This window comes from Amycolatopsis sp. QT-25 (assembly GCF_029369745.1).
Taxonomy (GTDB): Bacteria; Actinomycetota; Actinomycetes; order Mycobacteriales; family Pseudonocardiaceae; genus Amycolatopsis.
On the sequence record NZ_CP120210.1, the window covers coordinates 746803 to 766701 of the forward strand.

Below are 19899 nucleotides of genomic sequence, written 5' to 3' on the forward strand. Positions count from 1 at the left end.
TTGGAGCGTATGCACATGTAGTGGTCTGTGTGCCGGCTTTTCCGAGACCGACTCGTGACAAGGCTAGGCGCTCACTCTGCGCACACACACGCGGCACACTCTGATCGCGGTGGGTGGAGAGCCGTTACACGCGGGGTGTCCGTCACATGTGCTGCGCGGACAGCAGTCGCGCGTCGGTGATCAGACCGGTTTTCTCGTCGGCGAATTCGAGCACCTGTGTGACCCGCACCAGGCCGCCGTCCGCGTTGCGCATGGTCACCACGGCGAGGATGGTGCCGTCGGCCTGCTCGCGGAGATCCTGGATCTGGATGGCGTCCATCGCGCTCCACGCCTCGACCAGCCTGCCCATTCCGGACTTGGCCAGTACCGGCGTGAGCAGCGACATCGCACCGTGGGGATCGGTGTCGACGGTCCGGTAGAACTGCCGTACCGCGTCGATCTTGTCCTCGGCCGTGGTGATCGCGGCCGGTTGGGGGACCGGCTGGGAAGCGGTGCTGGTGGACGCGGGACCCTGCTGCGTGAGCGAGCCCGAGGCGGTACCCGAAGACGGCCGCGCCGTCGTGCTGGTGCCCGCGGACGTCGGTGTCTCCGGCTTCCGCCGCGGCTCCGGGGAGTCCGGCACGGCGAGCCCGCCGAGCGCGGCGGCCCCGCTCCCCACCTCGGGTGCAAAGGCATCCGGCGCCGTGCCTTGGCGCTGAGCGCCCGCGAGCACGCCCGCGGTGACGACGGCGCCCGCGACCAGCAGTCCGGCGGCCACCAGCCCGGCCAGCTTGGCCCGCCGGGCGGCGCGGCTTTCCGGCTCTTCTTCGGGCTCGGGCCGCGGCGACGGCTCTTCACGGGTGCGGGCGGGAACGAACTTCTGCGGCTCGCGGAAGACCTGTTCGAGGTACTCGCGGTCCACACGGGTGTCGTTCAGGATCTCTTCCGGGATGACGTCCTCGACACGTACGGCGTCCTCACGCCGTATGCGCTGTCGATCAAGCACGAAATTCCTCGCTCTGGTCCGGGGCAGGCGCTGGGCCGTTCGGCCGGCACCTGTGGTCCGCGCGGCCGTCTTCTGAACGGTGCGGACCCTGCAGTCGCCAGGTAACCCTGTGCGGACGGTTCACGGCCAGGCTCCATCGCCGGAATGCCGTCGCGATACGACGAACGGCAGCTTAGGTCACCCACCCGGACCAGGGACGACCGCTCGTCGCACCGCACGTGCAGAGGAACGGAACACCTGCACGTGCGCGGTTCGCTACAGGCCGTCATCGATGATCTTGTCGTCATCACCGAAGGTCAGCGTGCGCTGCTCCATGGTCTTGGTTCCGTCTTTGTGGGTGACCTCGACGGTGTTGACGGTGACGCCGCGGCGCTGGTCGATGCTGACCTTCTTCACCTCGAAGTAGGCGACATCCGCGTAGCGCTCACGGAGACCCTGCGCGCCTTCTTCGCGCAGACTGCCGGAGGTCACCGAAGAGGCCTCGTGGGGATCGGTGGTGACGCTGTTGAGGAAGATTTCGGTGTGGTCGCCCATCGCCTCCGCGTCCGGCTGCGACGCGTACCAGGGCGAGGTCGTGGTGGTGCGGTCGGCGGGCACGACCGGCGGTTTCCGCGGCCGGTCGCTCGGCGACGGCGCGGGCCGTCCGGAGGTGACCGGTCCGTCCGAGCCGGGCTGCGACCGGTCGCCGGGGCCTTCGCTGTCCGACGAGGTGCCGGAGTTGGCGGAACTGCGGTCGTCCCCGGGGGAGGACCCGGACTCGGAGCTGGGCGGGTTGTCCGCCGCGCCGCCCTGCGGTGGCGTGGCCGGATTGCCGGCGAGGCCTTCCTGTGTCAGCGGGCTGCCGCCGCGGTAGCCGGGCCAGCCGCCTTGGCTCTGCTGCTCCGGGAGGGGCTTGCCGACCAGGAACGAACCGGCGAAGAGCAGGCCGACGACGACCAGCGCGGACGCCGCCGCCGCGAACCAGGCGGCCTTGCGCCAGGTCTTGGGCGGGGTCACCGAGGCGGGCACCGAACCGAGGTCGAAGGTGCTCAGGCCGTCGACGGGCGGGGCGAGGTAGACGCAGACGTCATCATCGATACCACCGACATCACCGACACCGTCCGCATAGTCGTGATCGTCGATCTCCACCGGCTCGGGACGGCGGGGAGCGGGGGCGGTCAGTGTCACCTTCGTGCGCTGAGCGGCCTTCGCACGCCGTTCCTCGGCGGAGGGCCGGACCGGTTCGCTGAACGAGACCTCGAGGCGGGCGGGGCTCTCCACGGGTACCTCGCGAACGGGCTGCGGAAGCGGCAGGCGGCCGCTCGATGAGGTGTAGCCGGGGCTCGCCGCCCTCCCGTTCCGCGGTGGCGGCAGCGGCAGGGAACCGGTGGAAGGCGGGGCGAACTCACGGTGTGCGTGATGCCCGTGCCCGCCTACGCGCTGCCGCCTCGGCGGCACGGGCGGGGTCCAGCCTTCGGTACCGCCCGCCCGGTGGCGGCCCGCGTGCGTGGCGCCGCCCCGTCCTTGGTGTTCGGCCCAGCCGTTCATGTTCGAGCGACCCCCTCGCGGGCCGTCCCTGACGGCGGAACGAACTCGATTGAGCCGATCAGAGCAGTGCTTTCACGGGATCCCTCGCTTGCAGACTCCCGGGCACTCTCGTGAGCAAATGCACGCGCATGCGACTGCGGACGCGCGGGGCCATCGCCCCCGCGCGTCATGCGGGCATCGCCCGACCCAGACGCAAGGGTCCTCACGGGTCACACAGTAAAAGTTCGACACGCGCAAGTCTTCACCCACTCTGCAAGTTGCAGATGTTTCACTCGGTCGGGCGCGACCGAACGGGCCGGGGTGACGTTACGCAGTGCTATCGGCGCTGGTGGAGCCGTTCAGTTGCCGCTGCGGTACTTCTGCTGGGTCGACTGCAGGGCTTTGGTGGCGGTTATTCCACTACCCGCTGCAAGCAAGATGGCGATGATGTCGAGCGTCGTTCCCCCACTGGTGAGCAACCAGGCGAAAAGCGAGGCCGCGGTGGTACCCGCTGCGATCGGCCAGCGCGACTTGACGTACTGGGCGATGGGCGTGCCACCCGCACGCTTACCCGCCGCGTTGTTCAACATGGCGAGATAACCGAGATGGCCCAGCGCGGCGAGCACGCCGGCGATCGCGATCACGACGGCGATGAGGTTAATCATGTGTCCAGTTTGCCTGTTCTTTTATCGCGCTGTTCGCGATCGTGCTGCCAGGGCGCGACTATCACCTGATCGTTACGTGGACTCCGAGGGCGCCCTGACAGCACGATCGCGAGGCCTAGCGGCCGAAAGGCGCGCGACTTCAAGGGATCAAGAGACTCTGGTCACGACAGCGTCGGTCACGTCGGTCACGTCGGTCACGTCGGCCTTGGTCACCTCAGCGTCGGCCGGGTCGGTCGTGGCTATCGCCCCAGCCTGCCCCGGCCCAGATTCAGCAGCGCCATCGCCAGCTGCCGTCCCTCCGGCCCGAGCTCGCGGTAGCGCGCCAGCACGTCCATCTCGCGGTTGTAGACGATCTTGGTGCCGCCGGCGGCCATCCTGGCCGCACCGATCATCTTGGAAACTTCCACGCGGCGGTTGACCAGCCGCAGGATTTCGCCGTCGAGCCAGTCGATCTCCTTGCGGAGCTCATCGATCTCTTCGGCCGTGGCGGTGGGTTCTTCGGCGTCCGGCTTCTGTGTGGTGTTCATCGGGACCTCTCTTCGGTCCGGATTCCCTGCTGGCCCCCGGAACAGCGTAAAGCCCCGGGGTCCGTGGACTCCGGGGCTTCGGGTGATGGCATTCGGCACTATGCGATCACGGGAGCCGGAGTCCGGGTCCCGTGAAAAAATCGCGTCGCGCGCCGCATGCCGATCATTATGCCACAGCGAGTCCGTCCTCCGGCTCGAAGCGGTGGCGTGCGCCGCGGACGCGGGCGTGCACGAAGACGCTCATGGCCAGCCAGAACATCGGCATCGCCGGCCAGAAGAACGGCATCCCCGACGTCGCCCAGCGGACGATCAGCAGCACCGAAAGCAGGACGGCGCTCGTGAGGTGGACCCGCATCGCCGGATGCCCGAAGACGACAGGCCGCCGCTGCGGCACGGGTTTCGGCAGATCGGCCGTGAGCGCGAAGAGTTCGTCTGTGTACTTGGTGGAATACACAGTGCCGAGCCGCTCTTCTACTTCTTCGAGGCTGAGACGGCCTTCGCCGCCGGCGGCCTGGATGAGCGAGACGACCCGCTCCCGGTCGGTGTCGGCGGCCCTGATCCGGGAGGGAATCCCGTTGGTGTCCATGACATCCGATCCTCCGCCGCGAACACCGTCCGCGCGTCGGACGGCAGGCGGCAACACCGCCTACGCCCGGCGCTGTAGCGTGGACCGGCGATGAACACCCTCTTCGATCTCCCAGCGGACGGTCCGGCCAAGCCCCGGCACGCGGACCTGCTCGACGACCTGAACCCCGCACAGCGCGAGGCCGTGACCCACGCGGGCTCGCCGCTGCTGGTCGTCGCGGGCGCGGGTTCCGGCAAGACCAGGGTGCTGACCCGCCGGATCGCGTACCTGCTGGCCGAACGGGGCGTGCACCCCGGCGAAATCATGGCGATCACCTTCACCAACAAGGCGGCCGCGGAGATGCGGGAGCGGGTGAGCGACCTCGTCGGCCGCCGCGCGAACGCCATGTGGGTGTCGACGTTCCACTCCATGTGCGTGCGGATCCTGCGCCGTGAGGCCAAAACGCTGGAGATGTCGTCGAGTTTCTCCATCTACGACTCGGACGACACGAAGCGGCTGATCACCCTCGTCGCCCGCGATCTCGACATCGATCCGAAGAAGTACGCGGCGCGCACGCTGGCCGTGCACATCTCGAACCTCAAGAACGAGCTGATCGATCCGGAGACGGCGGTCGCCGACGCGGGCAACGACCTCGAACGCCGTGTCGCCGAGGTCTACGTCGAGTACCAGCGGCGGTTGAACCAGGCCAACGCCTTCGACTTCGACGACCTCATCATGCGGACGGTCGAACTCCTGCAGACGTACCCGGACGTCGCCGAGTACTACCGGCGGCGGTTCCGGCACGTGCTGGTCGACGAGTACCAGGACACGAACCACGCGCAGTACACGCTGGTCCGCGAACTGGTCGGCACCGAGGCGAACGAGGCCGGGATCGAGCCGGCCGAGCTGTGCGTCGTGGGTGACGCGGACCAGTCGATCTACGCCTTCCGCGGGGCCACCATCCGCAACATCGAGGAATTCGAACGCGACTTCCCGAACGCCCGGACGGTGTTGCTGGAGCAGAACTACCGCTCGACCCAGACGATCCTGAACGCGGCGAACGCGGTCATCGCGCGAAACCCGAACAGGCGCGCGAAGCGGCTGTGGACCGATTCCGGTGACGGCGAGAAGATCGTCGGCTACGTGGCGGACAACGAGCACGACGAGGCGGCGTTCGTCGCGGGCGAGATCGACGCGCTGGCGGACAAGGGCGAAGCGGACTACTCCGACGTCGCGGTCTTCTACCGCACCAACAACCAGTCGCGCGTCTTCGAAGAGATCTTCATCCGCCTCGGCCTGCCGTACAAGGTCGTCGGCGGCGTGCGGTTCTACGAACGGCGCGAGGTCCGCGACATGCTCGCGTACCTGAGGGTGCTGGCGAACCCGGAGGACACGGTCAGCCTGCGCCGGGTCCTCAACGTCCCCAAACGCGGCATCGGCGATCGCGCCGAAGCGGTCATCGCGACGTACGCCGAGCGTGAGCGCATCTCGTTCGCGCAGGCGCTGCGCGGTGCCGTCGACGGCGAGGTGCCGCTGCTGAACCCGCGCTCCGCCAAGGCGATCACCGGTTTCGTCGAGTTGATGGACGAGCTCGGGGAGGTCGTCGAGAGCGGCGCCGAAGTCGCCGACATCCTCGAAGCGGTCCTGGAACGCACGGGCTACCGTGCGGAACTCGAGGAGTCCGACGACCCACAGGACGCGTCGCGGGTGGAGAACCTGACGGAGCTCGTCACCGTCGCGCGGGAGTTCACCGAATTCACCGCCGAGGTCGCGGGTCCGGACGGCGAACTCCCCGAACTCGAGGCCGTGGATCCCGGAGTGCCGGAGCCGGGCTCGCTGCCCGCGTTCCTGGAGCGCGTTTCGCTGGTGGCCGACGCGGACTCGATCCCCGCGGCAGACGGTGGCGATGACGGCGACGGGCACGACGCGGGCGTGGTCACGCTGATGACCGTGCACACCGCGAAGGGTCTCGAGTACCCCGTCGTCTTCGGGACTGGCTGGGAAGACGGGATCTTCCCGCACATGCGCGCGCTCGGTGACCCGGCCGAACTGGCCGAGGAGCGCCGGCTCGCCTACGTCGCGATCACCCGGGCGAGGAAGAGGCTGTACGTCTCCCGTTCGATGGTGCGCTCGGCGTGGGGCCAGCCGCAGATGAACCCGGCTTCACGGTTCCTCGACGAGCTCCCCGCCGAACTGGTCGATTGGCGCAGGCTCGCGCCTTCCTCGTCCTCCGGTGGCTTCGGTTCCTCGGGTGGTTCGCCGCGAGCCGCGACGACGTGGGGAAGCCGCGGTGGTGGTGGTTCCTCGCCGTCGAGGTCGACGGGCACGAGTCCGTTCGGCAAGGGCTGGAAGGACACCGTCGCGCTCAAACTCGACGTCGGCGACAGGGTCAGCCACGACAAGTACGGTCTCGGGACCGTCGTCGCCTGCGACGGTGCGGGCCCGCGTGCCACGGCGACGATCGACTTCGGCGCCGCGGGCAAGGTCCGGCTGATGCTCATCGGCAGCGTTCCGATGGTCAAACTCTAGCCCCGACCTGCGGTTTCTTCGTCGCATACGAAAACTGTCGGACCCTTCCCGTATACCTGTGCCATCGAACACGAGTTCGATTAGCTGGGGTAGGCTGGAGGAGCCGGTGTGCCCCGTTCAGGAGGAGGGGCACACGGTGTGGACGGGGTCTTGTTTGGGGTCCTCTCGAGTGGGGTACTCGAGTATCTGCGGGGTGTTGAAGAAGGGGCGGAGACGGATCGGGGTCCGGAACCGCCGGAAGTGCTCAGGCTGGTCGCGGCCTGGCGCGCGTTACTGCGGACGCACGAACCGGACGGGGACGGACGGTGTGTCGTATGCGGGCACGCGCGGCGATGGCTGTTCGGGCCGCGGCCAGCCGGGTGCCGAATGCTTTCCCGGGGACGTTTCGCCGGATGGCGGCCGAGCACACGGCGTCCGGCCGGTCTTTGCACGGTCTGGCAGATCGCCGTGGGGTACTTCGTCCGCAAGCTGCCCGCATGAGGCTTGTGCGTGCGATGAGGGCCCGAAAGGCTGCACATACCCGGGGCCTGGTGCGCTACGACGCTTCCCGGTGTCCCCGAAACCGATGTCTTCGGTGAGGGAAGCGGAGATCCCGAAGGCGCGCCAGAGTGTCGTCGCCCGGCGCGCCCTTGCCGCGGGCGGGGTCACCGGTGTGGAGAAAAAGTGTTGTGCCGAAAGAAGAGTCGTGTGTCGATCAGCCGACGTTCACGCCGCGGGCGGCGAGCCACGGGCGCGGGTCGATCTTCTTCGTGCCGTTCTGCCACACCTCGAAGTGCAGGTGCGGGCCGGTGCTCTGGCCACGGTTGCCGACCTCGGCGATCTCCTCGCCGCACTTGACCTTCTGGCCTTCGCGGACGGAGAACGAGTTCATGTGGCCGTAGACGTGGACGGTGCCGTCGGGGAGCTGGACCTTGACCCAGAGGCCGAAACCGCTGGCGGGGCCCGCTTCGATGACCGTGCCGTCGGAGGCCGCGACGATCGGCGTGCCGATCGGGGCCGCGACGTCGATGCCGAGGTGGCTCGTGCCCCACCTGGCACCGAAACCCGAGGTGAAGGTGCCCTTGGTCGGCATGCAGGTCTTGGGGCGCTTGGCCTCTTCTTCGGCCTTGCGGGCCGCTTCGGCCTCACGCTTCACGCGGGCCTGGGTGATGCTGTTGTTCTCCGAAAGCTTCTGGGCTTCGGCGGAGGCGTTCGTCGACTGGCTCGTCGGCAGCAGCTCGGGAGCGCCACCACCGGCTCCGCCGCCGAGGGCGAACGAGGCGCTCGCGTCCTGGGTGCTGGCCAGCGGGGTGACGGCGGCGTCGGAGGATTCCGAAACGGACTTCAGGGTCTGCCCGGCAGCGGCGGCCGCGAAGGCGCCGGCAGCGACGGCTGCGACCACGACGCGACCGCGAAGGGCCGAGGACGGGGGCGACAGGCGGTGCGAGCCCCGGACGCGAACGACCGCACCATCGAGTGCGTTCTCGAGCGCCGGGGAAGGAGCTTGGCCGCCGGGGGAGCGGTGTGAAGCCAAGACGGGGCCTTCCGTGTTCGGGGAGTCGGATCAAGAGCCCGGGCGGGGGAACCCGGTGAACGACCTCGGGGGTGGTTCGTTCAGTGCTCTCATTCGTGATCTGACTGTAATGGGGACCCCGGGACAGTAACGAAGCGGTACCCCGGACAGCAAGATCTGACGGCGCTCTCGGCCGTTCGGGCGACGGCGATGTGGCCGTTGTCCAGTGGGGATTACCCAAAGTTAGAGGAGGTTTACTCGTGAACATGTGACTTGCGTTACAGGATCACAGGGCCATTCGGGCGTACCGAAGGGCCGGAACGGGGGCAAACGAAGGAAATAAGCGGTTGCCCCGCGCTGTTGAAGGAGGTTTACCCGGGTCAAATCTCTCTACACGTCTTTCTGGTGCCTCTTTAGTGGCTTGGCCGAGTGTCGGTGGACCAGCGGCGCCCTGCTGCCGGGCCCAGCCGACTTCGGCTTGCTAGCGTCGCCGTCGATGACTTCGCGTTCACGGCACCCTGGCGGCGACTCCGCCGGGCACGCCGTTCCCGGTGCCGCGTCCGCCGAACTTCTCCGGAGCGAACCGGGCTCCCGCCCGCGAGCGCTCCTGCTGTCGGCGGGGCTGGTGTCGGCCGGTGCGGTCGCGCTGGCCGCCGGCGCGCTGCTGCCCGTCATCCAGGGTGGTTCGTCTGGTTTCACCGCCGGACCCCTGCTGGTCGTGCTGGCCTGGGCGCCCGCGGCGGCCGTGCTCTACGCGCTGTTCACCGGGCGCGCCGGGCTCACGGCCGGGTTGGTGCTCGGGCTCACCGCGCTCGCGCCCGGGCGGCTGCTGCTCGACCTGCAGTTGCTCGCGGACGGATCCCTCGCCGCGCGTCCGGAACTGTTCCTCGCCGACAGGCTGCTCGCGCTGCCTCCGGCCGGGCCGGGGCTGTGGCCGCTGGTGGTGGGCCACCTGCTCACCCTCACCGCCGGGGCGTTCGCCGCCGGGACCGCCCGCGACGAGGCGGAACGGGCGGGTGAACTCGACGGGCGGCGTCGCTGGCGGTTGCTCGGGCCCGTGCTCGGCGTGGCGGGTGGGATCGGCCTGCTGCTCGCGCCCCTCGGTTCGGGCAACGCGTATCTCCTGGCCAAGAACGCCTTCGAAGGTCCGACGGTCGCGATGGCCGGATACCTGCTGCTCGCGGCGATGCTGCCGTTGACCGTGCTCGTGGCCGTGAGTTCGCCTTCGGCCGGGGTCGGCGAGGGCGGGTTCGCCGGAGCAGGGCTGGCGTCGCTCGCGGTCGGTGTTCCGGCGGTGGTCTCGGGGCTGGTCGTGGACCGGCTCTGGGTCGCGCCGGGTTCCGTGGTGGTGACCGTCGCGGGCCTGGCGCTGGTCGGGCTGGCCTTCACCCGGTTCGACGTGGTGAAAGCCGACGACGCCGTGACCGGTGACCTCGCCGGCGAGGCGAGGCTGCCTGGGCTGTTCTGGTGGCGGCTGACCACCGGCGGCTTGGCACTGCTCGCCGCCGCCGCGGCGGTCGCGGGGGCGCTGACCCCGGTCCTGAAGGCCAACGGTCCGGCGCCCGTCCCCGAGACACCGGCGCGCTGGCTGCTGCTCGGTGCCGCCGTCGTGCTCGCCGTGCCTGCCCTGTGCGTCTTCGTGCCGCGGCTCTCGGCGTTCGCCAGGGGAGTCGTCGCGGCGACGTGGGCGGGTGTCGTCCTCGCGGGCGCGGCCGTGCTGGGCGCGGCCTTGTCCGTGACCGAGGACAAGGCGGTGGACCCGGCGTTGTTCGGGGTCGACCTCCCGATGCCGTCGCCGGACCAGGTCGGTTTTTCCGCGGGCCCCGGCGTCACGTGGACGTTCGTCGCGCTCGTACTGGCCGCGGTGGCCGCGCTCGCGGCGGTGATCACCGGCGTCGTCGAACGCGATGTCGCCGCCGACACCGCCGACACCGCCGACACCGCCGACACCGCCGACACCGCCGACGAGCCGGACAACGTGCTGGACGGTTCGGGAGCGAACGGGACCGTGCTGACCCCGGTCGTCGCGGCGGCGGTCCTGGCGATCGCCGCGTTCGGTACCCCGGTGTTCACCGCGCCCGGCTACCGGGCCCCCGGTCTGTGGTCGAACTTCGGTGCGGCGTCGTGGGGCCTGCTCGGTGCGCTCGCGGTCTTGCTCGGCCTGTACGCGCTCGTCGTGCGCTCGCGGCCGGTCGCGGCGGCGTCCGCCCTGGCCGGTGCCGCGCTGCTCCTCTGCCTGCGCGCGGCGGAACTACCGCTTGTCGGCTCGGAATACGACGGCGCGTCGGCGGGGATTGGGTTCTGGCTCGCGCTGGCCGGTGCCCTCGTCTCCCTTGTCGCGGCCGGGATGACCGTCGCGAGTGCGCGGCGGACCGGATGACGCGCCGCCTCCTCCGGGTCGTGCTGGCCGAGTTCGAGGTCGCGGACGGTTCGGCGGTCGCACTCGGGCGGGCGCTGCGCGACGACGGAGTGGAGGTCGTCTACGCCGGGCGTCTCGACACCGCCGACCAACTGGTCCGGACGGTCGAACAAGAGGACCCGGACATCCTCGGCGTCCTGTGCGGCGCGAGTGAACCGGAGGGGCTCGCCGAAACGCTCCCTGGCGTTCTCCTCTTCGCGGTCGGTAACGGCCCGAGCGGGTTCGAGAACGCCTTCGAAAGCCTGGAAGAGGCGTCGAACTGGGTCTCCGGTGTGCGGTCTCACACCGTGGAAACACCATCTGACCGCGTACGGTGACCGACTTCACCAGGTGCGGAGTGCCCTGCTTCTGCGCAGGTCGCTAACCTCGACTGGTCCGACAGCGCGGTCCGGAAACGGACCACCACAGTGGCGTGTCGTCAGGAGACTGGAGTAGTGGACCTCTACGAGTACCAGGCGAGGGATCTCTTCGCCGCCCACGGAGTACCGGTTCTGCCGGGTGCCGTGGCAAACACCCCCGAAGAAGCCAAGGCCACCGCCGAAAAGATCGGCAACCAGGTCGTCATCAAGGCGCAGGTCAAGACCGGCGGCCGCGGCAAGGCCGGCGGCGTCAAGCTGGCCCAGACGCCGGACGAGGCCGCGGAAAAGGCCGAGGCGATCCTCGGTCTCGACATCAAGGGCCACATCACGCGTCGCGTGCTGGTGGCCGAAGCCTCGGACATCGCCGAGGAGTACTACTTCTCCTTCCTGCTGGACCGTGCGAACCGCACCTTCCTCGCGATGGCTTCGGCCGAAGGCGGCGTGGAGATCGAGCAGCTCGCCGTCGAGCGTCCCGAAGCGCTCGCGAAGATCCCGGTCGACGCGATCATCGGTGTCGACAAGGCGAAGGCCGTCGAGATCCTGACCGCGGGCAAGTTCCCGGAGAAGGTCGTCGACGAGGCCGCCGACGTCGTCGTGAAGCTCTGGGAGACCTTCGTCTCCGAGGACGCGACCCTGGTCGAGGTCAACCCGCTGGTCCGTGACCCGCAGGACAAGATCATCGCCCTCGACGGCAAGGTCACCCTGGACGAGAACGCCTCCTTCCGTCAGCCGGGCCACGAAGCCCTGGTCGACAAGGACGCCGAGAACCCGCTCGAGGCGAAGGCCAAGGCCAAGGACCTCAACTACGTCAAGCTCGACGGCGAGGTCGGCATCATCGGCAACGGCGCGGGCCTCGTGATGTCCACGCTGGACGTCGTGGCCTACGCGGGCGAGAAGCACGGCGGCGTCAAGCCCGCCAACTTCCTCGACATCGGTGGCGGCGCGTCGGCCGAGGTCATGGCGGCCGGTCTGGACGTCATCCTCAACGACACCGACGTGAAGAGCGTCTTCGTCAACGTCTTCGGTGGCATCACCGCCTGCGACGCGGTCGCGAACGGCATCGTCGAGGCGCTGAAGATCCTGGGTGACGAGGCCACCAAGCCGCTCGTCGTGCGGCTGGACGGCAACAACGTCGTCGAGGGTCGCCAGATCCTCGCCGACGCGAACCACCCGCTGGTCACCGTGGTGGACACAATGGACAACGCGGCCGACAAGGCCGCCGAGCTCGCCGCGGCAGGTGCGTGAGATGTCGATCTTCGTCAACGAGAACAGCAAGGTCATCGTCCAGGGGCTCACCGGCTCCGAGGGCATGAAGCACGCGACCAAGATGCTGAAGTCCGGCACGAACATCGTGGGTGGCGTCAACGCCCGCAAGGCCGGGCAGACCGTCTCCGTCGAAGGCAAGGACCTCACCGTGTTCGGCACGGTCGAGGAGGCCATCAAGGAGACCGGCGCCGACGTGTCGGTCATCTTCGTGCCGCCGAAGTTCGCCAAGGACGCGGTCATCGAGGCGATCGACGCCGAGATCCCGCTCGCCGTGGTGATCACCGAGGGCATCCCGGTGCACGACTCGGCCTACTTCTGGGCGCACGCGGTCGCGACGGGCAACAAGACCCGCATCATCGGGCCGAACTGCCCCGGCGTGATCAGCCCCGGCAAGTCCAACGCGGGCATCATCCCGGCCGACATCACCGGTGCCGGCCCGATCGGCCTCGTGTCGAAGTCCGGCACGCTGACCTACCAGATGATGTACGAGCTGCGGGACATCGGTTTCTCGACCGGTGTCGGCATCGGCGGCGACCCGATCATCGGCACGACGCACATCGACGCCCTCGAGGCGTTCGAGGCCGACCCCGAGACCAAGGTCATCGTGATGATCGGCGAGATCGGCGGTGACGCCGAAGAGCGTGCCGCGGCCTACATCAAGGACAACGTGACGAAGCCGGTCGTCGGCTACGTCGCGGGCTTCACCGCGCCCGAGGGCAAGACCATGGGCCACGCCGGCGCCATCGTCTCCGGCTCCTCCGGTACGGCCGCCGCCAAGAAGGAGGCCCTCGAGGCCGCCGGCGTCAAGGTCGGGAAGACCCCGAGCGAGACCGCCGTCCTGGCGCGCGAGCTGTACAACAGCCTCTGATCCTTCGGAGACTGACGCTTTCCCCGGCGGGCCGGGCATCTCACCGGTGCCCGGCCCGCCTCTTGCGCCGTTTCGCGTTTAGCCCCCTAATCGCGATCCGGGGGCCGTGTCGCCTTTAGCCCCCTAATCGCGATCCGGTCGTCGCCGAGGGGTTCCGCACGGAACCCGATCGGGTGTACAGACGTCTCAGAGCCCGAGGCGTGGGGTGACCGCGTGTGCGCTAGCGTTCGAGCATCACAGCCGCCTCGTTTGTCCCGGGAGTCCCGCGCGCCCCGGGGTGCCGGTCGAACGACAGGAGAGCATTCGGATGTCCTATCCCAGCGGTGGGCCCGGCTACCCCCAGCAGGGTGGCGGCCAGCAACCCCCTCAGTCCCACCCCGGCTCGGGAGCCTTTCCCCAGCAGCAGGCGCCGTCACAGGCCACCCCGCTGAACCTGGCGCTGCTCGCGCTCGCCGTCACCGTCCTCGGCTTGGTGCAGTTCTTCATCGGTTTCTCCGACGAGGCCGACGCCGCCAAGGAGGTGTCGCTCTTCCTGCTGGTCAGCGGTCTGCTCGCGGCGCTGCACGCGTTGCCGCGCGGCCCGAAGACGCTGCCGTTCGCCGCGCTGTTCAGCGTCCTCGGCGCGTTCGGTGCGCTCGATCTGATCGTCGGCTACCCGACCGTCGACGGCGGGGAGGGCCGCGCGGAGGTCTCGCTCCCCGGCATCCTCACCGTGGTGCTGATCCTCGGCATCCTGCAGATGCTGGTCGCGGTCGCCGCGCTGCTGTTCGAGCACGAGGTCATCAAGCTGCCCGCCGCGAAGCCGCAGCAGCAGGCGCCGCAGGCCCCGTACAGCCAGCAGTTCCCGCAGCAGGGCCCGCAGGGTCCGTTCGGCCAGCAGGGTCAGCAGGGCCAGCAGGGCCCGGCCGCCACCCAGGTCCAGCAGTTCCCCGGCGCGGGCCAGCAGGGACAGCAGGGCGAGCCGTCCAGTCCGTTTTCGCAGCCGGGCGGGTTCCAGCCGCCGGTCACGCAGCCGCCGGGTCAGCAGGCCACGACGTACGCGCCGCAGCAGGGCCAGTTCTTCCAGCAGCCGCCGTCCTCCTCGTCGGAGTCGGGACAGAACCCGGGCACCCCGCCCGGTGGTTTCGGCCAGCAGAGCTGATCTTCCGCAAAAACCCGCTGTGACTCTCCGTGTCACAGCGGGTTTTTTCGTTTTCCGCGTTACCCGACCGGGTGGGTTGGGCCACGTGCGCTGTCCGGCGGCGGCGTGCCTCACCCGGACGGCTCAGTCCGGATGTCATGGTGCGGATCATGAAGCTGCTCACCCGCGACGGACGCCCGTCGGGCGAAGAGCCGGTGAGCGACCTCGTCCCCGAGCCGGAGGTGTCCAGGGCGAAGCGGGTTCGTGTGTTGCTCGCCGTGATCTTCGTGCCTCTGGTTTCCTCCTATACCGCCGTCGCGGCCGTCCTCGCCGTGGTGTCGTTCACCGCCGACCGGTCGCGGTTCTCCGCCATCGGAGCGCTGCTTGCCGCCGGCCCGGGCTGGCTCGCTTCGTGGCAGGTGGAACTGGAACTCGGCGGTCATCCGCTCGGCGTGCTGCCGCTGCTGCCGACGCTCGTCGTCGGCTGGCTCACGGCGAGGACGGCCGCGCGCGCCGCCCGTCGCCTCGGCGGCCGGACCCCGGCGGACGCCGTCCCGATCGTGACGGTGACAGCCGGGGCGCACGCGCTGTCCGGCGTCTTCATCGCGCTGATGGCGGGGGGATCGCCGATCATGGTGAACCCGCTGACCGCCTTCTGCGTGCCGGGGCTCCTCGCCGGTCTCGCCGCCGTCGCGGGAGTCGCCAGGATCTGCGGGCTTCCGGCTGCGGTGGGGGACCGGTTCGACCCGGTCGCCGTTCACGGGCTGCGGGCGGGTGCGCTCGGCCTCGCCGCGTTGATCGCCTGTGGTGCGATGGTGTTCACCGCGGCCACCGCGCTTTCTTGGTCCACTGTGGACAGTCTGTTCGAGCCGGGTTTCGGCGTGAGCTTCGGCATGTTCGTGCTCTCCGTGGCCTACCTGCCGAACGCGGTCGTCGCCGCGCTGTCGTTCACCACGGGGCCGGGCTTCTCGATCGGCTCGCTGACCGTCGGCATGTTCGGCTACCAGGAAGGCGAGCTGCCCGGGGTGCCACTGCTGGCGGGGATCCCGTCGCACCAGGCGGTCTGGTGGCCGGCGTTGCTGCTCCTGCCCGCGCTGGTCGGCGCGCTGGTCGGCTGGCGGATCCGCGCGATCGACGAGGACCCGATGCTGCGGATGCGGGCGATCGCCGTCGCGGGCGCGATCGTCGCGTTCGGTTGTGTCGTCCTCGGGACGCTGTCCGGCGGAAGGCTCGGCGACGGGCCGTTCGACCCGGTCAGCGTGCCGGTCGGGATCGCGTCGGTGATCGCGTTCTGCTGGATCGTCGTCCCTGGCGGGTTCGTCGCGTTCTTCGCCGGACCGCACGAGGCTCCCGAACCGCCGGGTGACCCCGAGGACCTCGCCGAAGTCGAAGAAGAAGCCGTCGAGTCCGAAGACGACGAACCGGAAGAGGAAGCCGAAGCGGGCGACGAGACCGAAGAACCGGCGGAGGACGTCGACGAAACCCCGGCCCGACCCGAGCCGGAACCAGAGCCCGAGCAGGAGATCGCTGTGACCGAGTCCACCGACGGGTCCGGCGACGAAAGCGCCCCCGGCGACGACCGTTAGGGTGGTCGCGACCAGGTGAAGCGCCGTACGCCCGAGTGCGTACCGCCGTGGCAAGGAGCCCGTTCTGGCTAGTCGGTTGGACCTGCCCACTCCGGTGAAGCTCGTCGTCCTCGCGTCCGGATCCGGCACGCTGCTGCAGGCCGTGCTCGACGCGGCCGAGAAACCGAACTTCCCGGCGAAGGTGGTCGCCGTCGGAGCGGACCGTGCCGGAATCGCGGCCCTCGGCCGGGCCGAACGCGCGGGCGTGCCTTCGTTCACCGTCCGGATGGCCGACCATCCGGACCGCGCGGCGTGGGACAAGGCGATCACCGAAGCCGTCGCCGCCTACCAGCCGGACCTGGTCGTCTCGGCGGGATTCATGAAGATCCTCGGCGCCGAATTCCTCGCGCGGTTCCCCGGCCGCGTACTCAACACGCATCCGGCGTTGCTGCCGTCGTTCCCCGGCGCGCACGCCGTGGCCGACGCGCTGGCGATGGCCGTCAAGGTCACCGGGTCGACGGTGCATTTCGTCGACGCCGGAGTCGACACCGGGCCGATCATCGCGCAGGAGCCGGTGATCGTGGAGCCCGACGACGACGAAGACGTCCTGCACGAGCGGATCAAGGCCGTGGAACGCAGGCTCCTGGTGGAAACGATCGAAAAGCTCGGCCGGAGCGGGTGCGCGGTCGAGGGACGAAAGGTGAGGTTTTCGTGAGTACCGCACAGGGACAGCGTCCCGTCCGGCGCGCGCTGATCGGCGTCTCCGACAAGGCAGGCCTGCTCGAACTCGCCACCGGGCTGCACGCGGCCGGGGTCGAGATCGTGTCGACCGGCGGGACGGCGAAGGTCATCGCGAACGCCGGGGTGCCGGTGACGCCGGTCGAGCAGGTCACCGGGTTCCCGGAGTCCCTCGACGGCCGGGTCAAGACGCTGCACCCGCGCGTGCACGCGGGCCTGCTCGCCGACCGCGATCGTCCGGAGCACGTCGAGCAGCTGAAGCAGCTCGACATCGCGCCGTTCGACCTGCTCGTGGTCAACCTGTACCCGTTCACGCAGACCGTCGCCTCGGGCGCGAGCCCGGAAGACTGTGTCGAGAACATCGACATCGGTGGCCCGGCGATGGTGCGTGCCGCGGCGAAGAACCACAACAGCGTCGCCGTCGTGGTCGACCCCTCCCGCTACGAATGGGTGCTGGACCGCGTCGCCGCCGGTGGTTTCGAGCTGGCCGACCGCAAGCGGCTCGCCGCGCGGGCCTACGCGCACACCGCGGCGTATGACACCGCCGTCGCTTCTTGGTTCGCCAACGTCTACGCGCCCGCGGACGACTCCGGCTTCCCGGACTTCACCGGCGCTACGTGGGAGCGCGGCGATGTCCTGCGCTACGGCGAGAACCCGCACCAGAAGGCCGCGCTGTACAAGCACTGGCGGCCGGGCCTCGCGCACGCGGAACAGCTGCACGGCAAGGCCATGTCGTACAACAACTACGTCGACACCGACGCCGCGCGCCGCGCCGCCCACGACTTCGACGCCCCGGCCGTCGCGATCATCAAGCACGCCAACCCGTGCGGGATCGCCGTCGGCGAGGACATCGCCGAAGCGCACCGGAAGGCGCACGCGTGCGACCCGGTTTCGGCCTACGGCGGGGTGATCGCGACCAACCGGCCGGTGAGCCGTGAGGCCGCCGAGCAGATCTCCGAGGTGTTCACCGAAGTCGTCCTGGCGCCGGACTTCGACGCCGAGGCGCTGGAGATCCTGCAGCGCAAGAAGAACGTGCGGCTGCTGAAGCTGCCCGCGATCACGTCGCCGGATTCGATCGAGTTCCGGCCGATCTCCGGCGGCATGCTGGTGCAGACGGTCGACACGATCGCCGCCGAGGGCGACGATCGGGCGAACTGGACGCTGGCCACCGGGGCGCCCGCCGACGAGCGGACGCTGGCCGACCTCGAGTTCGCGTGGCGTTCACTGCGCGCGGTGAAGTCGAACGCGATCCTGCTGGCGAACGACGGCGCGACCGTCGGCATCGGCATGGGCCAGGTCAACCGGGTCGACTCCTCACGGCTCGCGGTCTCGCGGGCGGGTGACCGGGCGAAGGGCTCCGTCGCCGCTTCGGACGCCTACTTCCCCTTCCCGGACGGGCTCGAGGTCCTGCTCGAAGCCGGCGTCCGCGCCGTCGTCCAGCCGGGCGGCTCGATCCGCGACGCCGAGGTCATCGCCGCCGCCGAGGCCGCCGGGGTCACCCTGTACCTGACGGGCACGCGCCACTTCGCCCACTGACGCCGACTCGCCTTTAGCGGGCTGAACGCGATCCGGCCCCGGACTTGCGTTCAGCCCCCTAATCGCGATCCGGGGGTGCCCGCGGGCGTTTCCGGTGCTCGGCCGTGGTCGTCGTGCCATGCTGGCCCCGGACTTGCGTTCAGCGGGCTAATCGCGATCCGGGCGCGCGTCGCGTTCAGCCCGCTAAACGCGATCCGGGCACGTACGCGAGATCGGTAGGGGAGGATCGGATGCACCAGCCACCGCAGGGGTACGGCCAGGGGCCGGGTCACGGTCCGCCACCTGGGCAGGGCTACGGACACCAGCCGGGTCACGGCCCGCCCCAGCCCGGCTACGGCCCGCCTCCCGGTTACGGCCCGCCCGGCTATGGCCCGCCGCCCAAGAAGAAAAAGACCGGGCTGATCGTCGGCCTGATCGTGGGCGGCGTCGTCCTTCTCGGACTCGGCATCCCCGGCGGCATCTTCGCGTCGGAGTACTACTCGTCGGTCGGCAAGGCGCCGGTCTCGCAGCAGCCGCCCGCCGAGTGTCAGGTCTCTCCGGAGGTCCTGAACGAGACGGTCACCACCAGCTTCCAAGGCGTCCGCGAGAACGAGATCAAAGCGGGCGAGATCGTCACCAAGCAGTACGGCTGCTCGTGGTTGCCGCCGGAGAGCGACAACGTCCACGACCGTTCCCTGCAGATCACGGTGTACCGCCACGAGGGGCCGGACGCCGAGAAGCGCGCGGCGGAGTCTTCCACCGGGTCGGCCGCGCCGTCCGAGCGTCAGCAGCAGGTGCGGGGCATCGGGGAGAAGGCGGTCCTCGTCTCCCTGGACACCGACAGCGCCTTCAGCGGCGCCGAGCTGCGGTACACCCAGGGTGTGTACGTCGTCATCGTCACCTACAAGGGCTGGGACAAGGGGTTCTTCACGAACTCGCCGATCCCGCCGGCGGAGTCGGCCGAAGCGGCGAAGTCGGTCGGCGCCGAGATCGCGAAGAACCTGCCCCGTTAGCCGTACAGGCCGTTCAACCAGGCTGTCCACGCCCTCTCGGCCTTGTCCGCGTCGGCGTCTTCGGCGAACAGGTGGTGTCCGATGCCGACAGGCCAGCCCCAGACGTTCCGGCCGTAGAAGCGGTACAGCGCGTCTTCGGTCCGGACGCCGATGAAGGTGTGCGTCAGGTAGTCGACGACACCTTCGACGCCGGGGACTTCGAGGTACGCCCGGTCGCCGACGGCCGTCGCGCCGAGGGCCGCCCGCACGGCCTCGAACGCTTTCGGAGCCTTGGACGCTTCAGGCGCGCCGGCCTTGAAGTACTTCGCCTGGCGCCGGTTGAAGTGCGTCAGGTACTCGCCCAGTGAGTGGTGGTAGAACGACGTGTGCTGCTCACACGCGTCGTATTCGACCTCCCAGTCGTCGAGGACCGTGGTGTGTTCGTAGCGCAGGTACGTGCCGCCGTCCTTCGGCTCGAGGACGTACTCGAGCGTGTTGAACCAGCCGTTTTCGTCTTCGGCGTAGGTGACGAAGTGCCGTGACGGCTTCCAGACGGTGACCATTCCGCCGTAGGGGGTGAGGCCGGACTCGGCGCCGCCGTCCCGGGGTTCGTACCGGATCGGCCAGAGCCAACCGCCGCTGCCCGTGGTGATCGCGGCCCAGGTGTCGGCGGGCGTGGCGGGCATGAAGCCCTCGAAGCGGACCTCGGATTCCTTCGTCATGGTCGTTCCTCTCTCGTATGCCTTCCTGAGAGCGACGCCTGGCCGGGGGCCGTTTCGACAAACAGA

General features: G+C 69.5%; 17 protein-coding genes. 10 read left to right on the forward strand and 7 right to left on the reverse strand.

From position 1 onward, the window contains the following. Positions 1–142 precede the first annotated feature (142 nt). The 5 genes from P3102_RS03745 to P3102_RS03765 all read right to left on the reverse strand — a co-directional run bounded on the left by P3102_RS03745 (position 143) and on the right by P3102_RS03765 (position 4269). Positions 143–985, reverse strand: coding sequence for a hypothetical protein (locus P3102_RS03745; RefSeq protein WP_276366530.1), 843 nt, complete (start codon positions 983–985; stop codon positions 143–145). Between the two features lie 255 nt (positions 986–1240). After that, positions 1241–2512 (reverse strand): hypothetical protein, encoded by a 1272-nt coding sequence (locus P3102_RS03750; protein WP_276366532.1) that lies wholly within the window; start codon positions 2510–2512, stop codon positions 1241–1243. A 338-nt stretch (positions 2513–2850) separates the two neighbouring features. Further along, complete coding sequence (locus tag P3102_RS03755) at positions 2851–3156, reverse strand: hypothetical protein (protein WP_076163084.1); 306 nt, start codon at positions 3154–3156, stop codon at positions 2851–2853. A gap of 239 nt (positions 3157–3395) precedes the next feature. Then, positions 3396–3683, reverse strand: a complete 288-nt coding sequence (locus P3102_RS03760) for a chorismate mutase (RefSeq protein WP_276366535.1) — start codon at positions 3681–3683, stop codon at positions 3396–3398. 166 nt (positions 3684–3849) lie between these two features. Then, entirely contained in the window at positions 3850–4269 is a 420-nt protein-coding gene (locus tag P3102_RS03765; RefSeq protein ID WP_276366537.1) for a DUF1707 domain-containing protein, read from the reverse strand. Between the two features lie 90 nt (positions 4270–4359). Here P3102_RS03765 and pcrA point away from each other — a divergent pair, with 90 nt between their 5' ends. After that, complete coding sequence (gene pcrA / locus P3102_RS03770; protein WP_276366538.1) at positions 4360–6777, forward strand: DNA helicase PcrA; 2418 nt, start codon at positions 4360–4362, stop codon at positions 6775–6777. 694 nt (positions 6778–7471) lie between these two features. Here the strand turns inward: pcrA and P3102_RS03775 are convergent. After that, complete coding sequence (locus P3102_RS03775; RefSeq protein WP_276366540.1) at positions 7472–8158, reverse strand: M23 family metallopeptidase; 687 nt, start codon at positions 8156–8158, stop codon at positions 7472–7474. 607 nt (positions 8159–8765) lie between these two features. Here P3102_RS03775 and P3102_RS03780 point away from each other — a divergent pair. The 9 genes from P3102_RS03780 (at position 8766) to P3102_RS03820 (ending at position 19132) form a co-directional block, all read left to right on the forward strand. After that, on the forward strand, positions 8766–10649 hold the full coding sequence (locus tag P3102_RS03780) for a hypothetical protein (protein WP_276366543.1): 1884 nt from the start codon (positions 8766–8768) through the stop codon (positions 10647–10649). Next, entirely contained in the window at positions 10646–11005 is a 360-nt protein-coding gene (locus P3102_RS03785) for a hypothetical protein (protein ID WP_276366544.1), read from the forward strand. The genes P3102_RS03780 and P3102_RS03785 overlap by 4 nt, the downstream gene beginning before the upstream one ends. A 117-nt stretch (positions 11006–11122) precedes the next feature. Continuing rightward, positions 11123–12292, forward strand: coding sequence for an ADP-forming succinate--CoA ligase subunit beta (gene sucC, locus P3102_RS03790; protein WP_125796400.1), 1170 nt, complete (start codon positions 11123–11125; stop codon positions 12290–12292). A gap of 1 nt (position 12293) precedes the next feature. After that, positions 12294–13181, forward strand: coding sequence for a succinate--CoA ligase subunit alpha (sucD, locus tag P3102_RS03795; protein WP_276366546.1), 888 nt, complete (start codon positions 12294–12296; stop codon positions 13179–13181). Positions 13182–13488: 307 nt separating this feature from the next. Then, positions 13489–14322 carry a DUF5336 domain-containing protein gene (locus tag P3102_RS03800; RefSeq protein ID WP_276366547.1) on the forward strand — a complete coding sequence of 278 codons (834 nt, stop codon included), beginning with the start codon at positions 13489–13491 and terminating at the stop codon, positions 14320–14322. Positions 14323–14459: 137 nt separating this feature from the next. Next, a complete protein-coding gene (locus P3102_RS03805; RefSeq protein WP_276366549.1) occupies positions 14460–15887 on the forward strand; it encodes a DUF6350 family protein in 1428 nt (475 codons plus the stop codon). A 76-nt stretch (positions 15888–15963) separates the two neighbouring features. Then, positions 15964–16581, forward strand: coding sequence for a phosphoribosylglycinamide formyltransferase (purN, locus tag P3102_RS03810; RefSeq protein ID WP_276366550.1), 618 nt, complete (start codon positions 15964–15966; stop codon positions 16579–16581). Continuing rightward, positions 16578–18140 carry a bifunctional phosphoribosylaminoimidazolecarboxamide formyltransferase/IMP cyclohydrolase gene (purH, locus tag P3102_RS03815; RefSeq protein ID WP_276366552.1) on the forward strand — a complete coding sequence of 521 codons (1563 nt, stop codon included), beginning with the start codon at positions 16578–16580 and terminating at the stop codon, positions 18138–18140. Before purN ends, purH begins: the two co-directional genes overlap by 4 nt. Positions 18141–18370: 230 nt before the next feature. Then, positions 18371–19132 (forward strand): hypothetical protein, encoded by a 762-nt coding sequence (locus P3102_RS03820; protein WP_276366554.1) that lies wholly within the window; start codon positions 18371–18373, stop codon positions 19130–19132. On the opposite strand, the gene P3102_RS03825 is transcribed toward P3102_RS03820, so the two are convergent. Beyond that, positions 19129–19833: an SRPBCC domain-containing protein gene (locus P3102_RS03825; RefSeq protein ID WP_276366555.1), complete on the reverse strand. Its 705-nt coding sequence runs from the start codon at positions 19831–19833 to the stop codon at positions 19129–19131. The genes P3102_RS03820 and P3102_RS03825 overlap by 4 nt on opposite strands. Between the last annotated feature and the right edge of the window lie 66 nt (positions 19834–19899).